This window comes from Actinomycetota bacterium, from assembly GCA_019347575.1.
In the GTDB taxonomy this organism is placed as follows: domain Bacteria; phylum Actinomycetota; class Nitriliruptoria; order Nitriliruptorales; family Nitriliruptoraceae; genus JAHWKY01.
The window spans coordinates 56,443-79,099 of record JAHWKY010000023.1 but is presented as its reverse complement, the minus strand read 5'-3'; the positions used below and the strand labels follow the sequence as shown (position 1 = coordinate 79,099).

General features: G+C 69.7%; 19 protein-coding genes and 1 pseudogene. 6 read left to right on the top strand and 14 right to left on the bottom strand.

The features are described 5' to 3' along the window. Nucleotides 1-17: 17 nt before the first annotated feature. Nucleotides 18-341: pseudogene (locus KY469_15370) on the top strand (dihydrofolate reductase). A 226-nt stretch (nt 342-567) separates the two neighbouring features. On the opposite strand, the gene KY469_15365 reads toward KY469_15370, so the two are convergent. From KY469_15365 to KY469_15330, 8 genes are all read right to left on the bottom strand, one after another. Then, entirely contained in the window at nt 568-3,204 is a 2,637-nt protein-coding gene (locus tag KY469_15365) for a M15 family metallopeptidase (GenBank protein MBW3664479.1), read from the bottom strand. 165 nt (nt 3,205-3,369) lie between these two features. Continuing rightward, nucleotides 3,370-3,909 (bottom strand): hypothetical protein, encoded by a 540-nt coding sequence (locus KY469_15360; GenBank protein MBW3664478.1) that lies wholly within the window; start codon nt 3,907-3,909, stop codon nt 3,370-3,372. Then, nucleotides 3,906-4,232 (bottom strand): helix-turn-helix transcriptional regulator, encoded by a 327-nt coding sequence (locus tag KY469_15355; GenBank protein MBW3664477.1) that lies wholly within the window; start codon nt 4,230-4,232, stop codon nt 3,906-3,908. Before KY469_15355 ends, KY469_15360 begins: the two co-directional genes overlap by 4 nt. Before the next feature lie 440 nt (nt 4,233-4,672). Next, on the bottom strand, nt 4,673-4,855 hold the full coding sequence (locus tag KY469_15350; GenBank protein ID MBW3664476.1) for a helix-turn-helix domain-containing protein: 183 nt from the start codon (nt 4,853-4,855) through the stop codon (nt 4,673-4,675). Nucleotides 4,856-4,859: 4 nt separating this feature from the next. Continuing rightward, nucleotides 4,860-5,054 carry a hypothetical protein gene (locus KY469_15345; GenBank protein ID MBW3664475.1) on the bottom strand — a complete coding sequence of 65 codons (195 nt, stop codon included), beginning with the start codon at nt 5,052-5,054 and terminating at the stop codon, nt 4,860-4,862. Nucleotides 5,055-5,432: 378 nt separating this feature from the next. Then, the gene (locus tag KY469_15340; protein MBW3664474.1) at nt 5,433-6,710 is read right to left on the bottom strand and encodes a DUF222 domain-containing protein; all 1,278 of its coding nucleotides are present in this window, start codon (nt 6,708-6,710) and stop codon (nt 5,433-5,435) included. A 269-nt stretch (nt 6,711-6,979) separates the two neighbouring features. Next, a complete protein-coding gene (locus tag KY469_15335; GenBank protein ID MBW3664473.1) occupies nt 6,980-7,279 on the bottom strand; it encodes a hypothetical protein in 300 nt (99 codons plus the stop codon). A 161-nt stretch (nt 7,280-7,440) separates the two neighbouring features. Then, the gene (locus KY469_15330) at nt 7,441-7,818 is read right to left on the bottom strand and encodes a hypothetical protein (GenBank protein MBW3664472.1); all 378 of its coding nucleotides are present in this window, start codon (nt 7,816-7,818) and stop codon (nt 7,441-7,443) included. 368 nt (nt 7,819-8,186) lie between these two features. Between KY469_15330 and KY469_15325 the strand changes: the two genes are divergently transcribed. Together KY469_15325 and KY469_15320 are read left to right on the top strand one after the other, a co-directional pair. Continuing rightward, on the top strand, nt 8,187-8,408 hold the full coding sequence (locus KY469_15325; GenBank protein MBW3664471.1) for a hypothetical protein: 222 nt from the start codon (nt 8,187-8,189) through the stop codon (nt 8,406-8,408). A 1-nt stretch (nt 8,409) separates the two neighbouring features. After that, entirely contained in the window at nt 8,410-8,586 is a 177-nt protein-coding gene (locus KY469_15320) for a hypothetical protein (protein ID MBW3664470.1), read from the top strand. Nucleotides 8,587-8,739: 153 nt separating this feature from the next. On the opposite strand, the gene KY469_15315 is transcribed toward KY469_15320, so the two are convergent. Next, complete coding sequence (locus KY469_15315) at nt 8,740-9,168, bottom strand: hypothetical protein (GenBank protein MBW3664469.1); 429 nt, start codon at nt 9,166-9,168, stop codon at nt 8,740-8,742. Nucleotides 9,169-9,884: 716 nt separating this feature from the next. On the opposite strand from KY469_15315, the gene KY469_15310 reads away from it, so the two are divergent. After that, nucleotides 9,885-15,197: a cell wall-binding repeat-containing protein gene (locus tag KY469_15310; protein ID MBW3664468.1), complete on the top strand. Its 5,313-nt coding sequence runs from the start codon at nt 9,885-9,887 to the stop codon at nt 15,195-15,197. Between the two features lie 103 nt (nt 15,198-15,300). On the opposite strand, the gene KY469_15305 is transcribed toward KY469_15310, so the two are convergent. The 5 genes from KY469_15305 to KY469_15285 form a co-directional block, all read right to left on the bottom strand. Continuing rightward, a complete protein-coding gene (locus tag KY469_15305; protein MBW3664467.1) occupies nt 15,301-17,253 on the bottom strand; it encodes a YbgA family protein in 1,953 nt (650 codons plus the stop codon). Between the two features lie 377 nt (nt 17,254-17,630). Continuing rightward, a complete protein-coding gene (locus KY469_15300; GenBank protein MBW3664466.1) occupies nt 17,631-17,813 on the bottom strand; it encodes a helix-turn-helix domain-containing protein in 183 nt (60 codons plus the stop codon). Between the two features lie 4 nt (nt 17,814-17,817). After that, nucleotides 17,818-18,012, bottom strand: a complete 195-nt coding sequence (locus KY469_15295) for a hypothetical protein (GenBank protein MBW3664465.1) — start codon at nt 18,010-18,012, stop codon at nt 17,818-17,820. A 433-nt stretch (nt 18,013-18,445) separates the two neighbouring features. Next, nucleotides 18,446-18,583: a hypothetical protein gene (locus tag KY469_15290; GenBank protein ID MBW3664464.1), complete on the bottom strand. Its 138-nt coding sequence runs from the start codon at nt 18,581-18,583 to the stop codon at nt 18,446-18,448. 313 nt (nt 18,584-18,896) lie between these two features. Continuing rightward, nucleotides 18,897-19,904, bottom strand: coding sequence for an NAD-dependent epimerase/dehydratase family protein (locus KY469_15285; GenBank protein MBW3664463.1), 1,008 nt, complete (start codon nt 19,902-19,904; stop codon nt 18,897-18,899). A 203-nt stretch (nt 19,905-20,107) separates the two neighbouring features. Between KY469_15285 and KY469_15280 the strand changes: the two genes are divergently transcribed. Together KY469_15280 and KY469_15275 are read left to right on the top strand one after the other, a co-directional pair. Continuing rightward, entirely contained in the window at nt 20,108-20,662 is a 555-nt protein-coding gene (locus KY469_15280; protein ID MBW3664462.1) for a class I SAM-dependent methyltransferase, read from the top strand. Nucleotides 20,663-21,125: 463 nt separating this feature from the next. Then, nucleotides 21,126-22,130, top strand: a complete 1,005-nt coding sequence (locus KY469_15275; GenBank protein MBW3664461.1) for a GDP-mannose 4,6-dehydratase — start codon at nt 21,126-21,128, stop codon at nt 22,128-22,130. The last annotated feature ends 527 nt before the right edge of the window (nt 22,131-22,657 follow it).

Sequence of the window (22,657 nt, the reverse complement as noted above, 5' to 3'; positions counted from 1 at the left end):
ATCGCCGGGAGGCACCCATGTCCCAGGTCCGTGTCCACAACTTCTCGATCTCCCTCGACGGGTTCGGGACCGGCGACGGCATCACGCCCGACGCCCCGTTGGGTCACGCCGGGGAACGACTGCACGAGTGGATGTTCGCCACCCACTTCTGGCGCTCGATGGTCGGCGACACCGGTGGCACCTCGGGTGTCGACCACTCGTTCGCCGAACGGATCCAGCTCGGCTTCGGGGCCGAGATCATGGGTCGGGGCAAGTTCGGCCCGCAGACCGGGCCGTGGACCGATGTCGGCAGCGACGACGAGTGGCGGGGCTGGTGGGGCCCCAACCCGCCGTTCCACTCGCACAGCTCGCCATTGCACGCGCCCTCGGCTTCCGCTCCCAGCCGGTGGCACGCTCGAAGGCCGCAGGGTCGAGGGTTCTCGCGGTGAGGAGGACCGCGCGACCCTACCCGTCCGGGGCCCGCTCCGACGCCTCGGCGCTGTCGGTGTCGACCGGAGCGGCTTCACCCAGATCGCCGCGACGTCGGGGACTGCGTTTCGGGCAGGGTAGGGGTCCTCGGGGTCCGGGTCACCGCTTCAAGGTGCCCTTGCGCAGGTCGAAGTGCATGACGTCCTTCCCGCCCCCGTATTCACCACCCCACTTGAGGCCGGCCCCGTCGAGCGCTAGCACCAGCGCCTTGGACAGGTCCATGAACCCGCCCCTGGCGGCCTCGGTGTGCTGGCCCCACTCGCCGCGGCCGCCCTCGATGCGGTCCTTGCGCTGCCGCTCCCGCCACCACGCGAGGTCGTGGCCGCCCTTGCCGGCGCCCACCAGCTCGCGCAGCTCGGCGTCGGTGAGGTTGAGGTAGCGCTTGATGGCCTCCGACTGGCGGTTCAGGCGCTCCCACTGCTGACCCGTGTCCGTGAGGGAGGCCGCGCGGGGATCCTCGGCGGTCCCGTACAGCAGCAGTGTCGCGTTCTTGACCACGCCGGTACTCGCATCACCCTTGGCCTGGGTGACCTTGTTCCGCTTGCTGGTCTGGCCGAGGAAGAGGTTGCCGGCGTAGTTGACGTCGATGGCGAGTCCGAAGCAGTGGTAGCTCGGCAGCGTTCCGCCCGTGGCCTTCTTCGGCCGCCGCAACCCGACGACGCCGTAGAGGCCCACCGCCCTGGCGACCTCGTCCTTCGACCGTCCCGGCATCTGGTCCATCAGGGTGCGCTCCGCCTCCTGGAGCGCGGCGAGCATCTTGCTGTGCACGCCCCCGACCTTGCTGCCGCCGCTCGGCTTGATGGGTACCCCGAGGAAGGTCGCGTCCGGGACGTGGTCCGAGAACCACGCCTCGACGGTCGTGCCCGAGTTGACGAGCGTGCTGGCGACGGCGGCGGCGTCCGCCGCATCCCCGCCCTCGCGGGCCTGCTTCTTCGCGGCCGCGATCTGCTCGAGCCGCTTCTTAGCGGCGGCCGGATCGGTCGGCACCGGCGGCGTGCCACTGCGGGGAGCCGTCGTCGTTCCACCCGTACCGCTCGCCGCGGTGGTCGCGCCCCCGCCCGAGCTCGGGGTGGTGCCCGTCACCGCCGGGGTGCCACCTGCGCTCCCCGCCGACGCGGGACCGGAGCCGGTCTTGGCTGGGGCGGCGGCGGCGAGGGCGGGCCGGACGTAGCCCTTGCGCAGCGCGATCCACTCGCGCTTGAGGCCGTCCGCCTCGGCGGGGATGCGCCCGCCCCCGAGCTCGGGGTGGGCGAGGTCGAACAGCGCATCGGTGAGGTCGATCTCGCCGCGCACTCCCGAGGCCACCAGGAGGTTCGCCGCGACCTTCAACGGAGGTGTGCCGGCGGCCATGACGGCCGCGCCGAGCCCGAGCGCCCAGACGTTCACACCGTGACGTGCCGCCAGTCGTGCCAGGACGGCCGGGGCGGACAGCGGCGCGAGCACCGGGGCGGCCGCGCCCGCTCCAGCCGCGCTGGCGCCCGTGGGTCCCGGCGCCGCTCCCCCGGGCCGATGCGTCGGGGCCGTAGCCGGTGCAGGCCTCGGGGCGGGAGCAGGACCGGACGCGGGAGCGGCAGCGGGCGCCGCCCCGGCCCCGCCCTTGAAGACCTCGAGGGCGGCGCCGAGCTGGCTGCGCACCATCCGCTCGTGCGTGGTCGCGATCGGCTCGACCCGGGCGAGGTCCGCAACGCGGGCGGTGTAGGGCTGCAGCGCCTTGGCGTGCCGGCCCATCCAGCCGTCGATGGCGCGGCGCAGGGCCTCGTGGATGGGCCGGTACATCGGCGACCCGGGCCGGTAGTAGGCGCGGAACCGCGGGGCGCTCGCCAGCGCCGCCTCCTTGTCGGGGGGCGACACCGACGGGTCGGTGAGCACCTTGCGCAGGGCGTCGAGCTGCTCGAACAGCCACCGCTCCACGACCCTGCGCTCGTTGGCGCCGTTGATCGCCTCGAACAGCGCCACCATGGCGGGGGCGACCCGGCCGCGCGAGCCGCCCCTCTTCGAGGGCAGGTTCGCCCCGACCGTGACCCCACCGGCGCTGTGACCGCCGAGCACGAGGCGTCCGAGCTGCGGCACCGCGGAGACCGCCCCGACGTCCTTGAGCCGGGCGAACACCTCCTGCAGGTACGCCGCCGACCGCATCGCCCCGAAGTTCGACCTCTCCCCACCCTGCGGCAGCAGTCCCATGAGCTGGGGCATGCCGCTGGCTTCGATCTGCTGGCCGATGCGGTCGAGCGCCACGTCCCGGACGGTGCCGTCCTTGGTGCGCTCGCGCCAGCCGGCGTAGGGTCGGTTGACGGTCTCGGCCATCCCGTGGAAGTGCAGCAGGACATCGACCGGTTGGGTGGGGTCGAGCCGGTCAGGCAGCAGCGCGATGGCGCGCCCCTTGGCCGATTCCCGCGTGAGCTTGCGGCTGGCCCCGCCGCGCGTCTCGTTCTGGTGGCCCAGCGTGAGTCCTTCCAGGGGGATGCGCCGGATCGTCCCGGCCTCGACGCGCCTCTCCCCCTCGTTCCAGCCGCCTGGGGCGGCATCGCTCCACCCGCCGGCCCGCTGGATCGACCTCAGCGCGCCGTCGACGGCGCGGTTGCCGGCGGACCGCTGCAGCTCGAGGATCCGCTCCGCGACCGGACCCGCGGCACGTGCGGGAGGAGGCACATCGGGATGGAGCGCCACGGCCGTCGGGGCGGGAGCGGGCACGAACGAGCGGCCAGCGCGCTGCACGCCCATAGGCACAACCACCATGGAGGCCGCCACCTCACGGTGACGAACGAGCCGGTGCGATCGTGTCACCCGTCAACGCCCGTGCACAGAGCCGACCGGGCACCAGATGTTGCCCCGTCCGTCCTCCGTGCCGCGCGCTACCGAGGTGCCGAACGACCCGACACCATCGTGGCTCCTCCGGGTAGCTCACGCCCGTGGGGAGAGCCCCAGGATGCGGGCGACACGGTGATCGTCGGCGCCGAGGTACTCGGCGAGGGTCCCGGCGACGCCCGCGACCTCGAGCACACCCGCCGCCGCCATCGCCTGCAGGTCCACCCAGTCCTTGGCGCGATCGAAGAAGGCCTTGAAGACCGCCAGGTCGGAGCACGCCAGCACCGGCAGCTCGACCGGCCCGAAGGACTCCCGCCGCGTCCGCAGGGCCGCTTGCTCGTGGAACCTCGTGGTGTTGAAGAACAGGTCCACCGGAGTCTGCTCCCACCACAGCCGCACCTGGCCGTCCCGGGCGATGGCCTGCAGCGACTCGCGGTCGCGCTCCACCGCAGGCGGCAGCGCGTCCAGGACCCTCGGGGCGTCGGACGGGGCGACGAAGACGTTGACGTCGAGATCCACGGTGGCCCGTGCGTCGGCGACGCAGTAGGCCAGGGCGATCGCGCCGCCGAAGGCGTGCGGGACGCGGGCCACAGCGAGGGCCTCGGTGATCGCCACGACCCTCTCGGGCAGGTTCACCGTCGGCCGAAGATCGCGTGCGGAGCCTGGGGTCGCTGGTGTCGTTGCCGCTGCGGCAGCACCTCGGCTAGGAGCATGGCCTGCCACAGCTCCTCGCCGGCGGGTGCCCGACGCGGGTCGCGCTCGGGGAGGGCCGACAGCCTCGGACCCAGCCGTGCCCCCGCGGCCGCGACGATGCGGGTCAGCGTGTCGACGCGGGGCGTCACCCGCCCCGATTCGTAGGCGCTGAGGGTCGAGTCCGACGTGCCCGCACGCTCGGCGAGCTGGCGCAGGGTCAGCCCCGCCCGTGTCCTCACCGTGCGGAGGAGGAAGGCGGCATCCATCGGACGATATTATCAGAACTGATAGCACCAGCGGCGGGGACGGGCGGACGAGACGTGGCCCGCTCGGGATGGCGCACCCATGGTGCCCCACCTCCTCGCATCGAGCAGCGAGCCGACGGTAGGAGCACGACGCACACCGGTCGGCCTGCGCCGCCCGGGCCTGTGGATGGGGAGGGGCCGGCCGGGGCCGAGGATCGGGCGCCCCGTGAGGACGCCACTCCGAGGAGACCCGCGCCGCGATCACCGGCGAACGCCCGAAGCCTGCTGCTGGCGCCGCACTCACTCACCGCCCGCGCCCCGGTCGGACCGTTCGAGATCGCACGCGCACGCCACGAGCTGCGCGTGCGCGACAGGGTCACCAGCGTCCAGGCTGTGGATGGCGGTGCCTGACACACCGGGTTGTTCGCGTGTCGCTCGAGGACGGAACGGGTGCCGTCGACCTAGGCGTCGCGGCGGCGAAGGTATGCCTGCAGGTCGGATTCCCTGACCCGCACGACACGCTCGGAGGTGGGCCCGCCCCGCAGGTCGCCCGCGAAGATCAGCCGGTACACGTGGCTGACCTCGACGCCGAGGCGTCGGGCCACCTCGACAGCGGAGAGCATCCGGCCGGTCTGCACGTCCACGAGTCTACTCCTGGTCCAGCTCGCCCAGCTCCGGCCAGAGCTTCTCGACGAGCAGTGCGATCGCTGCCCGGACGGGGCGGAAGTCATCGCTCGTGGCAGGTACATGGACTTCGGCGATGTCGAGCGCGGCCATGACGACCGCCACTTCATCCAAGGACAGGCGGATCTCGGGCGGCAACTCGACCCGCTCCCCCGCCACGATGCCTCCTCCCACCTCCGCGGAACCGTACGAGCCACCGAGGCAGATGCGGCCAGCCGCCCCGGACGAGCTGTGGACGACCCCCGGGCAGCCCGCGCCTGCCGGTTCGTCGAGGTCGTATCGGCTGCAGGGGTCGGGAGACCCGGTCAACGGCTCAGAGCACGAACCCATCCGGGTCCACGCCGGGACCTCCGCACCCCCGGCCGCATCACGTGGCCGGGGGTGCGGCGGTTCCGGGCCGCAAACGTTTCGCTCTGCAGTTGTCAACGAACGCGGGCAGGCGGGGCCGCCGGTGGTGGTCCGCTGTCCGTGTCGGGGTCTTGCTACGTCGTGGAGGTGTGCTTCGCCGGCCCCTCGCCGGCGGCGGGGGCTTGCAGGTCAGGGTGGTGGTCGTTCGAGGATCTGGCCGTTGGGGGCGGTGAACGTCACGGAGTTGTCGGGGTGGAGGGTGATGGCCCATCCGCCTTCGTGGACGGCGAGGTGGCAGCCAAGGCACAGCGAGATGCCGTTGTCGATGCAGGTGGGGCCGCCGTCGGCCCAGTGTCTGATGTGGTGGGCGACCTGGGCGGGTCTGCCGCAGCGTCGACAGCGTCCGCGGTCGCGGGCGTAGATGGCGCGGCGCATCGGGGCGGGCCAGGCCTTGGTGGTGCGGCCCACGTCGAGGATCTCGCTGGGCCCGTTGGTGACGATCCGCGAGAGGTCGGCGTCGCACAGGATCCGCCGGGCGGTCTCGCCGCTGATGGGTTCGCCCTCGAAGGTGATCGCGGGCTCGGGCCCGGAGCTCATGCGCACGCCGTAGGCGTCCAGGTCCAGACCGCGGTCGGTGATCAGCCAGGGCAGGTCGACGATGATCATGGCGTGGGTGGGTAGCCCACGCGAGTCGGGGAAGTTCGGCGTTGCCATGGCACGATCGGCGAGCTCGCCGAGGGCGTCGTGGAGGCGCTGGGGGTAGCTGCGGCGCTGATCCTCGGGCACGTCGTTGTCGGGGCCGGTGAGAGGCTCGAGCGCGGCCTTGAGCTTGTTGCCGACCTCGGGCGTGAAGAGTCCCTCGCCGTGGAGCATCCCGTCGCGACGTTCGACGAACCGGAAGCGGCGCTTGGCGAGCTGGTCCTGCGCCGTGGTCTGGCCGCGGTCGGGTGAGGCTTGCATCGCGCGTTTGCGGGCGAGCCGGGCGGTCTGCTCGGGGGTGTGGTCCTTGGCGTAGGCGACCAGCTCGTCGACCAGCGCGGCTTCCTGCTCGTCCTCGACCTGTCCGGCGGCCTTGCCGATGACGCGGACGTGGTCAGGGGAGATCTCGCCCGCCTCGGCCGCCTTAGCGACCGGCTCGTGGGTCTCGACCGTCTTGGCGACCGCGGCATCCTTGGCGGCGACGTCACCGTCGACACCAAGCTGGCCCGACAGCCACTTGCTGTGCCGCTCGGTCCCGTTGGACTTGCGCTGTTCGGTAGCAGCGATCCAGCGTGCCCGCACGGTGGCCAGGACGTTGGTGGCACGCTGGATGCGCTGGAGCCCCTCGGGCAGCTCGTCGGGGTGGACCAGCAGCGGATCGCTCGCAGCCAGCGCGGCGAGCTGGTGATCCAACGCGTCGAAGTCCGGCACCGCCGTCGCGGTGTCGGAGCCTCTAGCGGTGCCCGGCTGGGCGTGTCGGTCGGTCATCCATCGGCGTGCCGCCCCCGGCTCGTCGATGGAACAACAGTACCGTACTTACGTTCCCACTGTCAAGCAGGCCGAGCGAAGAAATTGTGGATCTGTGGAACGACGCGCATCAGCCGCTGAAGACCACGGCAGGCTCGGTTCCAGTCGAACAGCGCCGGAGGAGGTCCGTGACAGGCGTGACGGAGGCGCCAGCCGGTGCATCGAGACAGCCCGGGGATGCGCGCCTACTGCAGCGATGCCGCCCCGAACGCCAGTGCCGGCCAAGGTCGTCATCGCCCCGAGCATCCAGAAGCCGAGCTGCGCGTCTGCGCCGCGATCAGGCCGTGGACGGCCCCGAGCTGCTCGTGCATCTCGGCACGGAGTTCCGCGATGGCGCCGCGCGTCTCCCCGCGCAGCTCGGCGAAGCCGGTTCGCATGTCGCCCCCCAGGAGCTCCACGTCGTGGCGCGTCGCGAGCTGCTCACCTCGCAGGGATGCGATCTCGCCCATCAGCGTGTCCGTCGCCTCGATACCGATGGCCTGTTCGAGACGCTCGTGCATCTGCCGCCGAGCGCGCTCGTCCACCGCCACGGTGCCCCACCTCCTCGCAACGAGCAACGAGCAACGAGCAACGAGCAACGAGCAACGAGCCGACGGTAGGAGCGCGACGCACGCGGGTCGAGCCTGCGCTGCCCGATCGACCGACCTCACACGACAGTTCGCTCGCCTGGCGGCGTCGTTGACGACTTTCGTCAGCTCGTCGCGAGCGTCAACCCCGCCAGCGTGAACAGCGTCCCCAGGATCGCGAAGATCATCAAACGGAGCTGGTTGCGCAGGTCGTCGCGGATCGCTCCGAGCTCAGCACTGGTCGCGGCGCGGGCATCACCGATCCGCCGCTCCAGATCAGCACGCAGCGTGCCGACCGCACCCGCGAGCTCGCCGCGCAACGCCGCCATGCGATCGTCCATGCGGTCGTCGATGCGCTGCTCGAGCGCGTCGAGGTCGGCGCGCGTGGCGACGTCACTGGGTACGAGCGGGATCTCGTCCACCAGTCTCACCGCCGTCTCCCTGCCCACCGTCGGGGCGAGCTCCTCGATGAGTTCCACACGCCGACGGACGTCGCTGGACATGGTCGCACCTCCTCGGGCCGGCCACAACCGACGTGCCGACCCTACGCCCGCCCCGTGCCAGCGACGCACCTCATCGACTCGCCCCTGTGGATGGCGACGATGTCGGTGGAGAGGGTCCACGTCTCCATCACGCGGCCGTCGCGGGCCACTGAGAGCACAGCGCGAACCGTTCGTCGAGCCCGGCACGGCGCCCCGTCGCGCGCGGGTCGGAGCTGCCAGCAAGCGGGCCATCGACACCTGACCGGAACGGTTATCTTGTCCGCGTCGCTTGACGGAGTCGCGGGGCGCGGCGGACGATCCCTAGCGGTCGTCGCGGGGCGGCGGCTGTGGGGTCTCTCCGGGCGCAGCGCCGGGCGGCAGGGGGAGTCATGAGGACCAACGCACCGAGGATGGTGACCGTCGTCCTGGCGGTCGCGCTGACGCTCGCCGGGCTGTCGCTGACGACCTTCCACGTCGCCGCCGTGGACGAGGCCGTGATGGAGCTGGTCTCCGGCGCCGGACTCGAGCTCGACCCGAGGGAGGCGGGGTGGTGGGCGCTGCTGCTCTCACCGCTGCTGCTGACGGCCGGGTCGCTGTTGAAGGACGTCTGACGTGGCCTCCTACGCCAACCGTGCGCCCCGCTGGGTCACGATCCTCGTCGCCCTTGTCCTGACGGTCGTCGGGGTGCTGGGGACCTTCGTCGACCTGCTCCCCCACACGGTCGGCATCTGGAGCTACGTCCTGGCGACGGTCGTGCTGCTCCTGGGCATCTTCCTGCGCCGGCTGTAGCGCGGTGAGGCCTGTCCAACGGGCCAGGCTGATGCCCGTTCGGGCCTGCCGGGCTGCCCGGGTCGCCCTTGTCGGGGCCCGAGACCGACGACGAGCGTGAGGCCGACGTCGGTTGACGTGCCCGACGTCGACGGCCCAGCTCGATCAGGCTGGTTACGCCCCACCACCCAACGACGCCGCCCCGAACGCCAGGGCCGTCAAGGTCGTCATCGCGCCCAGCATCCAGAAGCCGAGCTGACGCGTCTGCGCAGCGATGAGCGCGTGCACCGCCCCGAGCTGCTCGTGCATCTCCGCGCGGAGGTCTGCGATGGCGCTGCGCGTCTCGCCGCGGAGGTCGGCGATGGCGCTGCGCGTCTCGCCATCGAACTCTGCGAACTCGCCGCGGAGCTCAGCGAAGTCTCCACGCAGCTCGGCGAAGCCGGTTCGCACGTCTCCCCGCAGGAGCTCCACGTCGTGGCGCGTCGCGAGCTGCTCACCTCGCAGGGATGCGATCTCGCCCATCAGCGTGTCCGTCGCCTCGATACCGATGGCCTGTTCGAGACGCTCGTGCATCTGCCGCCGAGCACGCTCGTCCACCGCCATGGTGCCCCACCTCCTCGCATCGAGCAACGAGCCGACGGTAGGGGCACGACCGACGCGGGCCGAGACTGCGCCGCCTGGGCCTGTGGATGAGGAGGAGCTTGCCCATCGGGTAGCCACCCTTCGCCACGACGTTGTTGTCCGACGGACCGCTCGATGATCGGGCGGGATGAGGGTGGTGAACTCGAGCGAGGTGACCTCAGCCCGATCTGGCTGGAGGAAGAACCGCTGGCGACCGACCTCACACGACAGCTCGCTCGCCTGGCGGCGTCGTTGGCGACTCCCGTCAGCTCGTCGCGAGCGTCAACCCGGCCAGCGTGAAAGGCGTCCACGCGGTCGGGGCGAGTTGCCCGAGGAGTGCGAGCGCCCACGTCGCTTGTCGCCGGTAGGCGTCCCCCAGGCGTGCACCAGCCAGCCACGGGACACCACGTACGCGAGGAGCACCGGCCACAGCGCGCGAGCAGTTCCCAGCTGGCGCTCCGGAGTTCGCCCGCCAGGGACCGCCAGAGGACGAACGTCACCGGCGCAGCGAGAGCGTGGAAGGCCGCCGACCAGCCGATGACCGTCGCCCCGCCACCCCCCATCAGGAGGACTTCTCTCGTAGCTCCGACGGACCACGGCGGTGGCTCAGGCTTAACCGCGGGCTCGAGGTAGCCGACGGGTAACTCTCTTCGAGCGGGGGGGTGGGTTTGCCCGGTGTGGGTGGACCGCGTGGCGTCGTGACCCTCGTGCTGGCGATGCTGCTCGTCGCGGCCGTGGTGGCGACTCCCGCCCCGGCGCTGGCCGATCACGCCCGGCCGCCCGACGACCTCTGGCGTCCAGATCCCTCCGACGTGCCTGACGAGACCACCTACGTGTACCTCGAGAGCACACCCGGGGATGTCGTCGGCCAAGGCGCCGCCTACAGCTACGACCCAACGAACGCGGCCATCTACGTGCGCGTGGAGGGTGAGGGTGTACGCGTCGATGTCGCCGGCTACGAGCACTGGTCCGCCTACTTCGTAGGCCCATCGGAGCGGCTGGAGGAGGGCTACTACCACGGGCTACGCAGCTACTACGGCCACGATCCCGCGGTGGGTGGCCTGCTCTGGCAAGGCGGGGGCTACTGTCATTCCGAGGTGTACGGCTGGTTCGTTGTCGACGAGGTCAGCTACTCCACTGACGGTGTCCTCGCCAGGCTGCGCCTGCGCTTCGAGCAGCACTGTGGGGACCAGGGCAGCCCGCCGCTGAACGGCGAGATCGCCTACGACGCCGCGAACGCCGCTCCGCGACCCCCGAACCCGCGACCCTCCCCACCGGACCTGTGGGAGCCGGACCCGGCGGCGCTGCCCGGAACGACGACCTTCGCCTACCTCGAGTCCGAGGTTGGCGACTGGATCGGGGGCGGGGCCACCTACCGCTACCCCAGCAGCTACGCGGGGATCTCCGCCTACATCCAGAGCCCACCGCACCTGCGCGTCGAGGTCCACGGCAACGAGGACTGGCGCGGCGACTTCCGCCTCCCGACGGGCCAGGAACAGATCGAGCCCGGCTGGTACGCGGAACTCGGCCCGTACTGGAACGGCAACCCCGTCACCGGCGGTCTCGCATGGAGCGGCGAGTCGCGCTCGTGCAGCGACATCGTGGGCTGGTTCGCCGTCGACGAGTACACCATCGGAGCTGACAACCGACCCGCGAGGCTGCGGCTGCGCTTCGAGCAGCGCTGCCACGGTGCGGACTCACCGGCGCTGCGCGGCCTGATCGTCTACGACGCGTCGGACCCCTCGGAGCCTTCGCCCAACCCGCGACCGATCCCCGACGGGCTGTGGCAGCCCGAGCCGGCGGACGTCCCCGAGGGGGCCGCGACCTTCGTCCACCTCGAGTCCGAGCCGGGCGACTCGATCGGCGTGGGCGGCACCTACAGCTACCGGACCTCGGACGCCGAGCTGAGGGTCACCGGCACCGGGACGAACCTCTCGATATCGGTGGGTGGCGACGAGCGGTGGAACGGCACGTTCGCGGGGAAGTCGCAACCGTCCGCTGCCTCGCTCGAGCCGGGCTTGTACGACGAACTTCAGGGCACGCCCGGGCACAACGGCAAGCTGGGCGGGCTGCGCTGGTCAGGCGAGGGCCGCTACTGCGCCGCTGTGTACGGCTGGTTCGCTGTGGAGCACGTCACCTACGATGCCATCGGCCTCATCCACACGCTGAGGCTGCGTTTCGAGCAGCGTTGCGACGATCCCGGCGCGCCCACGCTCCGCGGCCTGATCGTCTACGACGGTGCCTCCTCGCTGGAACCCTCGCTCAATCCGCGCCCGATCCCCGACGGGCTGTGGGAACCCGATCCCGACGAGCTGCCTGAGCGCAGCAACTTCGTGCACCTCGAGTCTGCTGCCGGCGACCACATCGGTGAAGGACGCAACTACGACTACCACGCCGGCAACGCTGCCGTCGGCGTCGTCCGCTTCGACTCCGGCATCGACGTCAGGGTCAGCGGACAGCAGCATTGGACGGCCAACTTCCGGGGAGTGAACGGCGAACGCATCGAGCCGGGCCTCTACGCCGACCTGCACATGTTCCCCTACCACAACTACCGGCTCGGCGGTCTGTCCTGGGACAGCCACCGTACGTGCAACGACATCGACGGGTGGTTCGCCGTCGACGAGGCCACCTACTCCCCCGATGGGCAGATCGTCACGCTGCGGCTGCGCTTCGAGCAGCGCTGCGACCGCTCGCCCGATGCCCCGCTGCACGGGCTGATCGTCTACGACGCGACGGCGCCGCCCGATCCGCCAACCAACCCCCGCCCGCAGCCCGATGGGCTGTGGGAGCCCGACCCGTCATCGCTGCCGGACGCGGCCACCTTCGTCCACCTCGAGTCGGGCCCCGGGGACCACATCGGCTCCGGCGCGAGCTACGACTACCACACGGGGACCGCTGCCTTCACCGTGCACTCCGACGGTCCCGCGGTCAGCGTCCAGCTCTGGGGCAACGAGCGCTGGCTCGGCCGTTTCAGCGCCCCGGACAGCCTGGGTCGCCTCGAGGAGGGTTTCTACGACCACCGCGAGCCGCTCGGCCCGCTCGACGGCGGGCTGCGCTGGTCGGGGCTCTACCAGCCGTCGTGCGGCAGCTATCGGGGCTGGTTCGTGGTCGAGGAGGTCAGCTACGAGGCGGACGCCAGTCTCGCGACACTGCGGCTGCGGTTCGAGCAGCGCTGCGACATCTCGCCCGACGCGGTGCTGCGGGGCGTGCTCGTGTACGACGCCGCGGCGCCCCCCGAGCCCTCGCCCAACCCCGGTCCGCTGCCCGACGGACTGTGGGAACCCGACCCGGAGGACCTCCCTGCCGGCGCCGCCACGTTCGTCCACCTCGAGTCCGAGTCCGGCGACTACATCGGCCAGGGCCGCACCTACGACTACCGGACCTCGACCGCGAACCTCACAGTGACCCCTCGCCGGGGAGAGATCGGCATCCGTGTCATCGGTGACGAGGAATGGCTCGCGGGCTTCGTCGGCCCGGACACGATGGTGCGCCTCGAGCCGGGCTACTACGGCGACCTCATCCGTTCCCCGCTCAACAGCCCGCCCCTTGGTGGCCTGTTCTGGCGGGGTGAGCGCCGCGGCTGCGACACCCTCACGGGCTGGTTCGCTCTCGATGACATCAGCTACAGCTCCGACACGAGCCTGCAGACCCTGCGCCTGCGCTTCGAGCAGCGATGCGGCACGTCCCCTGGATCCGTGCTGCGCGGGCTCGTGGTCTTCGACGCGTCGGCGCCGATCGAGCCACCCGCCAACCCCCGGCCTATCCCCGCCGACCTGTGGCAGCCCGCCCCGACCGACCTACCCGCGGGCGCAGCCACGTTCGTCCACCTCGAGTCGTCGCCAGGCGACACCATCGGTGGGGGCCGCACCTACGACTACGGCACCGGCGATGCGGTGCTCGAGGTGAAGCAGGAACCGCATGGACGGGTCTCTGTCGTAGTCAGGGGCGACGAGCGGTGGGAAGGCAGCTTCCTCCCGCCCGCTCTGTACCCGATCCAGGAGGGCTACTACGCGGAGCTGCAGTACTGGGGCAACGCCCCCAACCCTCGCCTCGGATCGCTGGCGTGGAGCGGTCCCGGTCACGGCTGCGTCGACCGCCGCGGCTGGTTCGCGGTCGATGACATCGAGCACGACCTCGACGGGCACCTGCTGCGGCTGCGGCTGCGCTTCGAGCAGTCCTGCTTCCCCGGTGGTCCGCCGTTGCGCGGCGTGGTCGGGTACGACGCGACCGTGCCGCTGGAGCCGTCGGTCAACCCCGAGCCGGCTCCCCTCGGGCTGTGGGAGCCCGACCCCGAGGATCTGCCGGACGCGGCCACGTTCATCCACCTCGAGAGTGCTCCCGGCGACCCGATCGGGTCCGGCAGGACGTGGAACCACACCCTCGCCGACAGCGCCATCGAGATCACGAGTGGCACCGGAGTGACCGCGGTGCAGGTCACCTCCGCCACGGGTTGGTGGGATGGCGACTTCGCCCTGCCCAACGACGAGCCGGCGCTGCGCCCCGGTTACTACGCGAGCCTGAAGCGGTTCCCGGCCTGGCACAACCCGCGCAAGGGAGGGCTCGCGTGGGCCGGCAACGGACGCTCGTGCACGACGCTCGACGGCTGGTACGTGGTGGACAGCGTCGTGTTCGGGCCCTCCGGGATCGAGCGGTTGCGGCTGCGCTTCGAGCAGCGCTGCGGGCAAGCCACCGCCCCGCCCCTGCGTGGGCTCATCGTCTACAACCACCCGGAGTTGGCGCTGCCGTCGCTGCCCGACACGTACCTCGGGCCAGGTCCGCCAGCCCGCACGACGGCGGACTCAGCGACGTTCACGTTCGGGTCGGCAACATCGGCCGTGACCTTCCGGTGCCGGCTCGATGGCGGGGCGTGGGAGCCGTGCACCTCACCCCGGTCGTACCGAGACCTCGCGGCCGGGGCGCACACGTTCACCGTCCGCGCTGTCGACGCCGACGGCTGGACCGACGACTCGCCAGCGACCTGGACGTGGTGGGTGCAGCGGCCACCTGACGGCGGCGAAGTTCCGGCCGACGACAAGCCGGCGGATCCCGGCGACGTGCCCGATCCTGGTGGCCTGCCGGCGACCAAGCCGACGACCGTTCGGGTGCTGGGTGGGCTGGAAGCCGTCGACGCGAGCGTCGTGGATGTCGTGGCCGAACTCGCCGCCTGGACCTCGGGGTCGGCGCGACGCATCGGCGGGTCGGACCGCTACGCGACAGCGGCCGCGGTTGTCGCCGATGCGTTCCCCGACACCGTGGAGGTGGTCTACCTGGCGACCGGTCGCGAATTCCCCGACGCGCTTGCCGGTGCCGCCGCTGCGACACGCGTCGGCGCCCCCGTGCTGCTCACCGACGGGACCTGGCTGCCAGCGGCGACGTTGGCCGAACTGGCACGGCTGCGCCCATCGATCATCAAGGTCCTCGGAGGACCGCAAGCCGTCTCCGACGCCGTGCTGGCGCAGATCGCGGAGGCGACGGGGACGCCTCCGATCCGGGTCGGCGGGCCCGACCGCTACGCCACAGCGGCCGCCACGGTCGCCGACGCGTTCCCCGCAACCGCCGACACCGTCTACCTCGCCACCGGACGGGAGTTCCCCGACGCGCTGGCAGGTGCAGCGGTCGCGAGCCACGTCGGAGCCCCGGTGTTGCTGACCGAGCCAGCATCGCTGCCAGCAGCAACCGCTACCGAGCTAGCGCGGTTGCGTCCGAAAGTGGTCAAGGTGCTCGGCGGCATGGGAGCCATCTCCGATGCGGTACTGGCGCAGGTGGCTGCGGTAACCGGTGTACACCCGACCCGGATCTGGGGCGTGGATCGCTACGCCACGGCCGCAGCGACCGTGGCCGATGCGTTCGCAGGCCCAGTCAGTGACATGTACGTCGCGACCGGCGCCTCGTTCCCGGACGCCCTCGCTGGCGCAGCGGCTGCGGGCCACGTCGGTGCGCCGCTGCTGCTCACGGAGCCGCATCGGCTGCCCGACATCACCGCCTACACCCTGTGGCGGCTGCTCTCCTGAGGGTCCCCTTCGGTTACGCGCCTGCGACGAGCCGCGCCTTCTTCGCCCCGGTGTGACGGACGCGTGATCGCGACCCTGGGTCCCCCCCGCCGAGCCGGGCCTCTCAGGACTTCTTCGCGACCCAGCCGTGGACGGGACCGACCGTGCCCTTGCCGACGACCGCATCGAAGCCCTCGACGAAGTCGAAGTGCATCGTGTCCATCGAGTCCCACGCCCCGCCGGGATCGAACCCGTGCTCGACCATGACCTCGTAGAAGAGCCGGTTCATCCCGAGGCCCAGCTCGGAGCGGTCCGCCCCGGTACCAGGTTCGGCATCGCGTCGAACGAACCCCTTGTCGAGCAGCTGCCACACCGAGGGGTCGCCCGCCTGGAGCTGCGGTTGCCACGTGCGCTCGCCGCCGCGTCTTCGCAGCTTGACCTTGCCGAAGATGAAGCCGTAGTCGGGACGCTCGAGCTTGGCGATGTGCACCTGCTTCTTCTGCACCTCGAAGGCGTAGTAGACCGACCGCAGACGCGCCATCAACGCGGCCTGCATCTCGCCCGGGGAGGATGACTCATCGAGGTCGAGGCCAGCGAAGACCTCCGGGTACTGGCCCGCGATCGTCGCGAGTTGACGGCGTGCCCGGTCCGCCTTGGCGACGCGGACGCGTTTGACGGCAGCGGCAGCGCGGTTGCGCCGCCGGGGCGCGATGCGGGCGATGTCGTGGCCGGGGGACTCGTCGGCGATGGCGCGCGCCGCCTCGGTCGAGGCGTTGATCCCGTCGATCAGCGGCGCCAGCAGGTCGCGGACGCGCTGGTCCACCTCGTCCTTCGGGGCGGCGCCGTTCTTGAGGTCCTGCAAGGCCTGAAGCAGCTCGGCCTTCTCGTCCGCCGTGAGCAGGTTCTTGAACCGCTCGGAGTACCCGGCGACGCGATCGAAGGCGTCGCCCGCCTCCTCGACGAGCCAGTGCTTGCTCGTATCACCGGTGGCTGGCTTCTCTCCGCGCAACATCGCCGCGAGGAGGGCCATGATCCCGCTGATCCCGCCACCACGTGCGGCCTGCGTGTGCTTGCCCAGAGCACGGATGGCGCGTCGCCGCTCACTCCAACCCATCGCCTGGCCCTTCTGGTCGCGCATGGTCATGCGCAGGTCGTCCGCGCCGAGAACGGCCTCGAGGAAGGCGCGCTTGCCGTGCAGGTGGGGGTTCTCGTAGGCACGGAAGTCGAGGGACAGGCCGAGGGGGTGCCCGAGCTTGCCGCCCGAGACGCGGTGGTAGTGGCGGCGCCGCAGCGCCTGCGAGGTGCCGGTGGTCGGGAAGGGCGCGTCGGGTTCGCCCCGGGCCGCCGCACGCTTGCGGTAGACGTCACGTGCCATCTTCAGGCGGCTCGCCGCAGCAGCGTGGAGGAAGCCGGCTCCGGCGACGGGCACGATCGCGGTGAAGTGCCGTCTCACGGCCGCGACGCTGCCGAGCGCGTGCTCGTACTGGGCGAGGAAGTCCACGCGGCGCGCCATGCGACCCACCTCGATGCTCCAACGGTCCGCCTTGCCCTGGATCGGGAACAGGGACTCCCACGTCTCGCTGGCGCTGAACCCCCCCTTCCCGGGGGTGATCCCGCGCGCAGCGATCCTGGCGCGGGCCTGGCGGGCGTGACGGTCACGTGCCGCGCGCAGGAGTCCTGGGCGTTGTGCCTTCTTCGCGCTCTTCCACTCGGGGCTGCGCCGCAGTTCCTTCAGGGCGCTCGCTTTGAACTCGTTCTGGATGCGCTTCGCGATCGCGCCGGCGCCGAACTCGACGTCGATATCGTCCTTGATGCGGCTGGGGAGCCCGTCGATCCAGCCGATCTGGCTCCGCAGCCGCTCGACCTTGGCGCGCTCGACCGCGTCGAGGCGCGAGAGCAACCGCGTCGTCGAGACCGGCCGCTGCGTCAGCTGGTCGAGCGCGCCGCCCAGGAAGCGCTGGACCGCCCGGTTGCCGACCAGACGCTGCAGGTGGAGGAGCCGGTTGGGCGACGACGACGACGGCGGCGCCACGCTCGCGCGGTGGACGGACCGAGCCGCATGCAGGCGCTCGGCCACAACCCACCCTTCCCCTCGGCAGCGAGACCGACCGCGGACGACGGTAGCCAAGGAGGAGCCGGGCGTCGAGGGGACTGACGCGTCAGCTCGTCGCGAGCTCAACCCCGCCAGCGTGAACAACGTCCTCAGGATCGCGGCGCGTGTGGCGACGTCAGCGACCCGGACGGGTCTGCCGCAGCGGCGGCCTCTGCGGCGGTCGCGGGGGGTAGATGTGGCACCGCGCATGGGGGCGTCGCACCGTACCGTCTGCGGGCGGTCTCGCCCGCCTAGCGGTCCTGAAATCCGCGATGGTGACCGCGAGCGCGTGCCGTCCCCCGAGGTCGGGAGCCGACTCGAACACGTGCTTGCGACCCTGGGTCACGCCGCGAACCGTGGCGCTAGACGTCGCGACTTCGAAGGTAAGCCTGCAGGTCGGATTCCCTGACCCGCACAACACGCTCCGAGGTGGGCCCGCCCCGCAGCTCGCCCGCGAAGATCAGCCGGTACACGTCGCTGACTTCGATGCCGAGGCGTCGGGCCACCTCGACAGCGGAGAGCATCCGGTCGGTCTGCACGTCCACGAGTCTACTCCTGGTCCAGCTCGCCCAGTTCCGGCCACAGCTTCTCGACGAGCAGTGCGATCGCTGCCCGGACGGGGAGGAAGTCATCGCTCGTGGGCGGTACATGGTCCTCGGCGATGTCGAGCGCTGCCATGACGACCGCCACCTCATCCAGCGACAGCCGGATCTCGGGCGGCAACTCGACCCGCTCCCCCGCCACGATCCCTCCTTCAACCTTCGAGGAACCTACGAGCCTTCGAGGCACATCCGGCACGCCGCCGCGGACGAGCTGTGGATTGACGCGGCAGTCCGAGCGTGCTCGTTCGTCGAGGTCGTCTCGGCTGTAGGGGTCGGGAGAATCCACGCTGATGCCCGTCGCGACCGCCCCACCTGCTCGCCGAGGAGGACGGAGGCCGCAGACGCGCCCCGATCACCGGCGAACGCCCGAGAAGATCGCGGTCGCTCAGCCGTCCTTCGAGGGCTTGGAGGCCGGCTTCGCACCGGGGCCGGCGTTCTGCGGAGGCGGCGCCATCCCGCCCTGGGGCTTACCCATCGGGTAGCCACCCTTCTTCACGACGCCGTTGTCGGAGGAACCGCTCGATCCGGGGCGGGCATCCCCTGTCGTGGTGCCTCGCGAGCGGATACGAGCGTTCTCACCCATCACGTGCCTCCGATGCTGGCTCGACCAGCTCCAGCAGCTCCACGTCCTGCCACTGCACGAGTATGCCCGCGTCGCGAGACCGCGGCTGACCGTCGGCATCCGCGACCCACTCGCCCGTCTCGGGGTCCACGTCGACGGCGTAGGCGACGAACAGATCGGCGGGCTCGGGATGCCCACCCGCGTAGGATTCCCGACCGGAGACGCCAGCCCGCAGAGCACCGCCGACCCACGCCCCGCTCTTGAGTCGGATCCGGACCCACCCGTCAGGACGGTCCGAGAACAGGTTGTCCCACGCGGTCGGGGCGAGTTGCCCGAGGAGTGCGAGCGCCCACGTCTCCTGCCGCCGGTAGGCGTCCCCCAGGCGTGCACCAGCCAGCCACGGGACAGCAGAGTCAGCAGGCGATGGCGAGTCTGTTTCATGGGGCGTTCCCGGTATCGCCGCTCTAGAAGCCGTAGTGCTCCTTGAACCAATCTACGAAGCGAGCTAGGCCCTCCTCCACCGGCACCTTCGCCGTGTAGTCGACGTAGTTGGAAAGATCCCGCACGTCGGCGAACGTCTGCGACACGTCACCTGCGGCCTCGTCCTCGAAGATCCGCTCAGCCGACCGCCCCAGTCGGGCCTCGAGCAGTTCGATCATCTCGAGGATGGATATCTGCTGCCCCCGGCCGACGTTGAGTATGCGGAACGGCGAACAGCTCGAGGAGGGATTGGGGCGGAATGCACTCCAAGAGTGGTCCGGCTCTGCAGGCCGCAACGCCACCCGGATCACTGCCTCGACGATGTCGTCGATGTACGTGAAGTCCCGAAGCGCAGAGCCGTCACCGTAGATGTGGATCGGTTCCCCGGTCGCGATGGCTCGGCTGAACTCGAAGTACGCCATGTCCGGACGCCCCCACGGGCCGTAGACCGTGAAGAACCGGAGCCCGGTGGTGGGGACTCCGTAGACGTGGCTGTAGCTGTGTGCGATCAGCTCGTTGGCCCGCTTTGTCGCCGCGTACAGGCTCACCGGATGATCTGCCGGCTCGTGCTCGGAGAACGGGACCTTCGAGGTCTCGCCGTAGATTGAGCTCGAGGATGCGTAGACCAGATGTTGTACGTCCTGCGTCCGGCACTCCTCGACGACGTTCACGAAGCCCAGAAGGTTGGTGCGTGCGTACGGCTTCGGGTCGGTCAGTGCATGGCGGACGCCGGGCTGTGCTGCGAGGTGCACCACGTGAGTAGGTTCGACGTCGGCGAAATGAGTGGCGACCGTGGACTCGTCGGTGATGTCAGCCGGGATGAAACGGAAGTCCTGGCGTCGTAGACGGTCGAGCCTCGCCCGCTTGAGCTGGGGGTCGTAGTAAGGATCGAGGTTGTCGAGCCCGACCACGTGGTGTTCACGTCGCAGCAGTTCTTCGGCGACCTGAGATCCGATGAAACCGGCAACGCCCGTGATAAGCCATGTTCCCATTCGCTTCTTCTGTCGCGCTCGACCGCCGGAAGGTGTCCCACGTCGATGCCGCCACGCCGACCTACGACTGTAGGAGTCCCAGGATGCAGGCAACCCGGTCGCCCCTCAGCCGAGGCACACGAGCCCTCGCATCGTTGGTCCGTGCCCTCATTCTGCTGACGGTCTGGCCCTGGCGGCACGAGACCCACGTTACGCGATACCAGATGTACCGCGCACTTCGAGACGTCCTGGCTGAGGCTCCCGAGACGTTCAGTCGGCAGGTCACGGCCCTCTCGATCGGAGGGTCACGTCGCCTTCTGGAAGAGGTCGGTCTCGGCCACGCGGAAGTGGTCGAGGCTGATCTGCCGCAGCATGACATGCGGCACCTGACCGCCTTCGACGACGAGACCTTCGATATCGTCGTCTCCGATCAGGTGCTCGAGCACGTCGATGGCGACCCCTTGGCTGCCGTCGCGGAATCCTTCCGTGTCGTGAAGCCCGGTGGCCTGGTCATCCACACGTCGTGTTTCCTGAACCCCGTGCACTACGGACCCAAGGACCTGTGGCGCTTCACGCCGTACGCGTTGGAGGTCGCCGTCGCCCCCCACGGGCCGGTCATCGCGTCTGGCGGCTGGGGTAACCCGCTCGCGGTCCTCATGATCGCACTCGGTCTGCGCCACACCCCTACGCCACCGGCATGGCACCCCATCGGTCGGATCGCTCGGCGTACGCGCTCGTCGTGGCCGATCCTCACTTGGGTGGTGGCCAGGCGTCACTGAGGCGAGGCCCGGTCCCGGCCCGGCTGTCACCCGGTAGGGAGGCGACGGTCTAGGATGATTCAGACTCCATCGCGAGGATCGGTCCCGGAGCCTTCACCAGAGCAGCGACGAACCCGTGCCTACCTGTCCCGTCGCGAGCGTGAGAGCACTGCACAGAGCCGCCAGCTCGGTGTAGGTGGCAGCCGAAATCGCGTTGCCGCATCGTCGCGACGAGTTGGTAGGCGTGCGGGCGGTGCAGCGTCGTGAGATTCTTTCACGCGACACTCGAGATCGTCAGGATGCCGTCCACCAGGAACGGTAGGAGGGACGCGACGAGAACAGGCGAACCGTGGTGGACAAACGACCCCGCCATCGCGCTACGTCACCCCCAACCGGGTCCGTGAACACGGTGCCGGTACCCTTCAGTGGTACTTGATCTAGTACGGGACTACGCTGACCGGCAGGCGGACTGCGAGGAATACGTGTGCGGTTAAGCTACCTGGTCACCGGGGGGGCTGGATTCATCGGTGGCCACTTAACAGAGACCCTGCTGGATCGCGGGGACCGAGTTACCGTACTCGACGATCTGTCAACTGGTCGGCTGGGGAATCTCGAACACGTCCAAAGACACCCCAACTTCCGCTTCGTCCAAGGCTCAGTGCTTGACGAGCTCATGGTGGACGAACTCGTGCACCACTGCGATGTCGTCGTGCACCTGGCTGCCGCAGTCGGCGTGAAACTAATTGTAGAACGCCCCCTTCGGTCCTTCACGACGAACATCCGGGGATCGGAGATCGTACTTGAGGCTGCACACCGGTACCGACGTCGAATTCTTCTGACGTCAACCTCGGAGATATACGGGAAGAACGGCTATGGCCCCCTGAGCGAGGACGACGACCGAATCCTCGGTTCTCCAGCAGTAGCCCGCTGGGCGTACTCCACGGCGAAGGCGGTCGATGAAGTGCTGGCCTACGCCTACCACCGAGAACGGGGTCTCCCCACGACTGTCGTTAGGCTCTTCAACACGGTTGGCCCCCGGCAGTCCCCCGCCTACGGCATGGTGATACCGAGGTTCGTCCGCCAAGCCCTGCTGGGGGCACCGATTACGGTCTATGGGGATGGCCAACAAACACGATGCTTCGCCCACGTCGCTGATGTGGTGAGGGCGCTAGTAGCGGTACTGGATGACGAGCGTACGGTGGGGGACGTGTACAACATAGGTGCGCAGGAGGAGATTTCAATGATCGCTCTGGCCGAGCGAGTCGTCGAACAGACGATGTCTAGCTCGGAGATTACCCTCGTGCCGTATGAAGAGGCCTATCAGACCGGGTTCGAAGACATGCGTCGGCGCGTACCCGACACAACAAAGCTGCGCAAGCTAGTCGGGTGGACGCCTCAATATAGTCTCGATGAGATCCTGCGTGAGGTGATTGATGAGGCTGAGTCGGAGATATCCGCTGATGCCATGCGGTCGAGAGCAGAGGCCTGAGTTTCGGGACGGGTGCCATCATGCCCGGCCAAAGGGGAATCAATACAGACTAATGCTCGCTATGACGCTTCGGGCATGGTTGGCGAAAGAGGACGATGAATTGGATTACGGTTGGCACCGGCGAGGGAGGTATGGAACTAGCGATGATGCGCCTAGCGCCGAAAATAGACTCGCAGCCAACGATCCATATTATCCCCAATCGGACGGGGAAGTGGGGACGTCTGAGTGTCATAAAGAGCATACGACACACACTCAGAGAGTCCCCTTCTCGCTGTACTCACGTGTTCGGAGGATCTGCCACGCTCTGGGCGGCCACAGCCCAAAGACTTGAGTACCGCCGACGAGGCGACTATGTACGGATTTCGTGGATAAGGAGTTCGACGCGTGATTGGGGGAACTCCTCCAAATTCGCTGCTATTCGGTCCTCCGTAGAACGGAGTGATCTTGTGGTTGCGGTTTCAAGAACGGTCGCTGAAGAACTTCGATCACTTGGAATCGATTCCGAGATCTTTCCCAACACTGCCCCG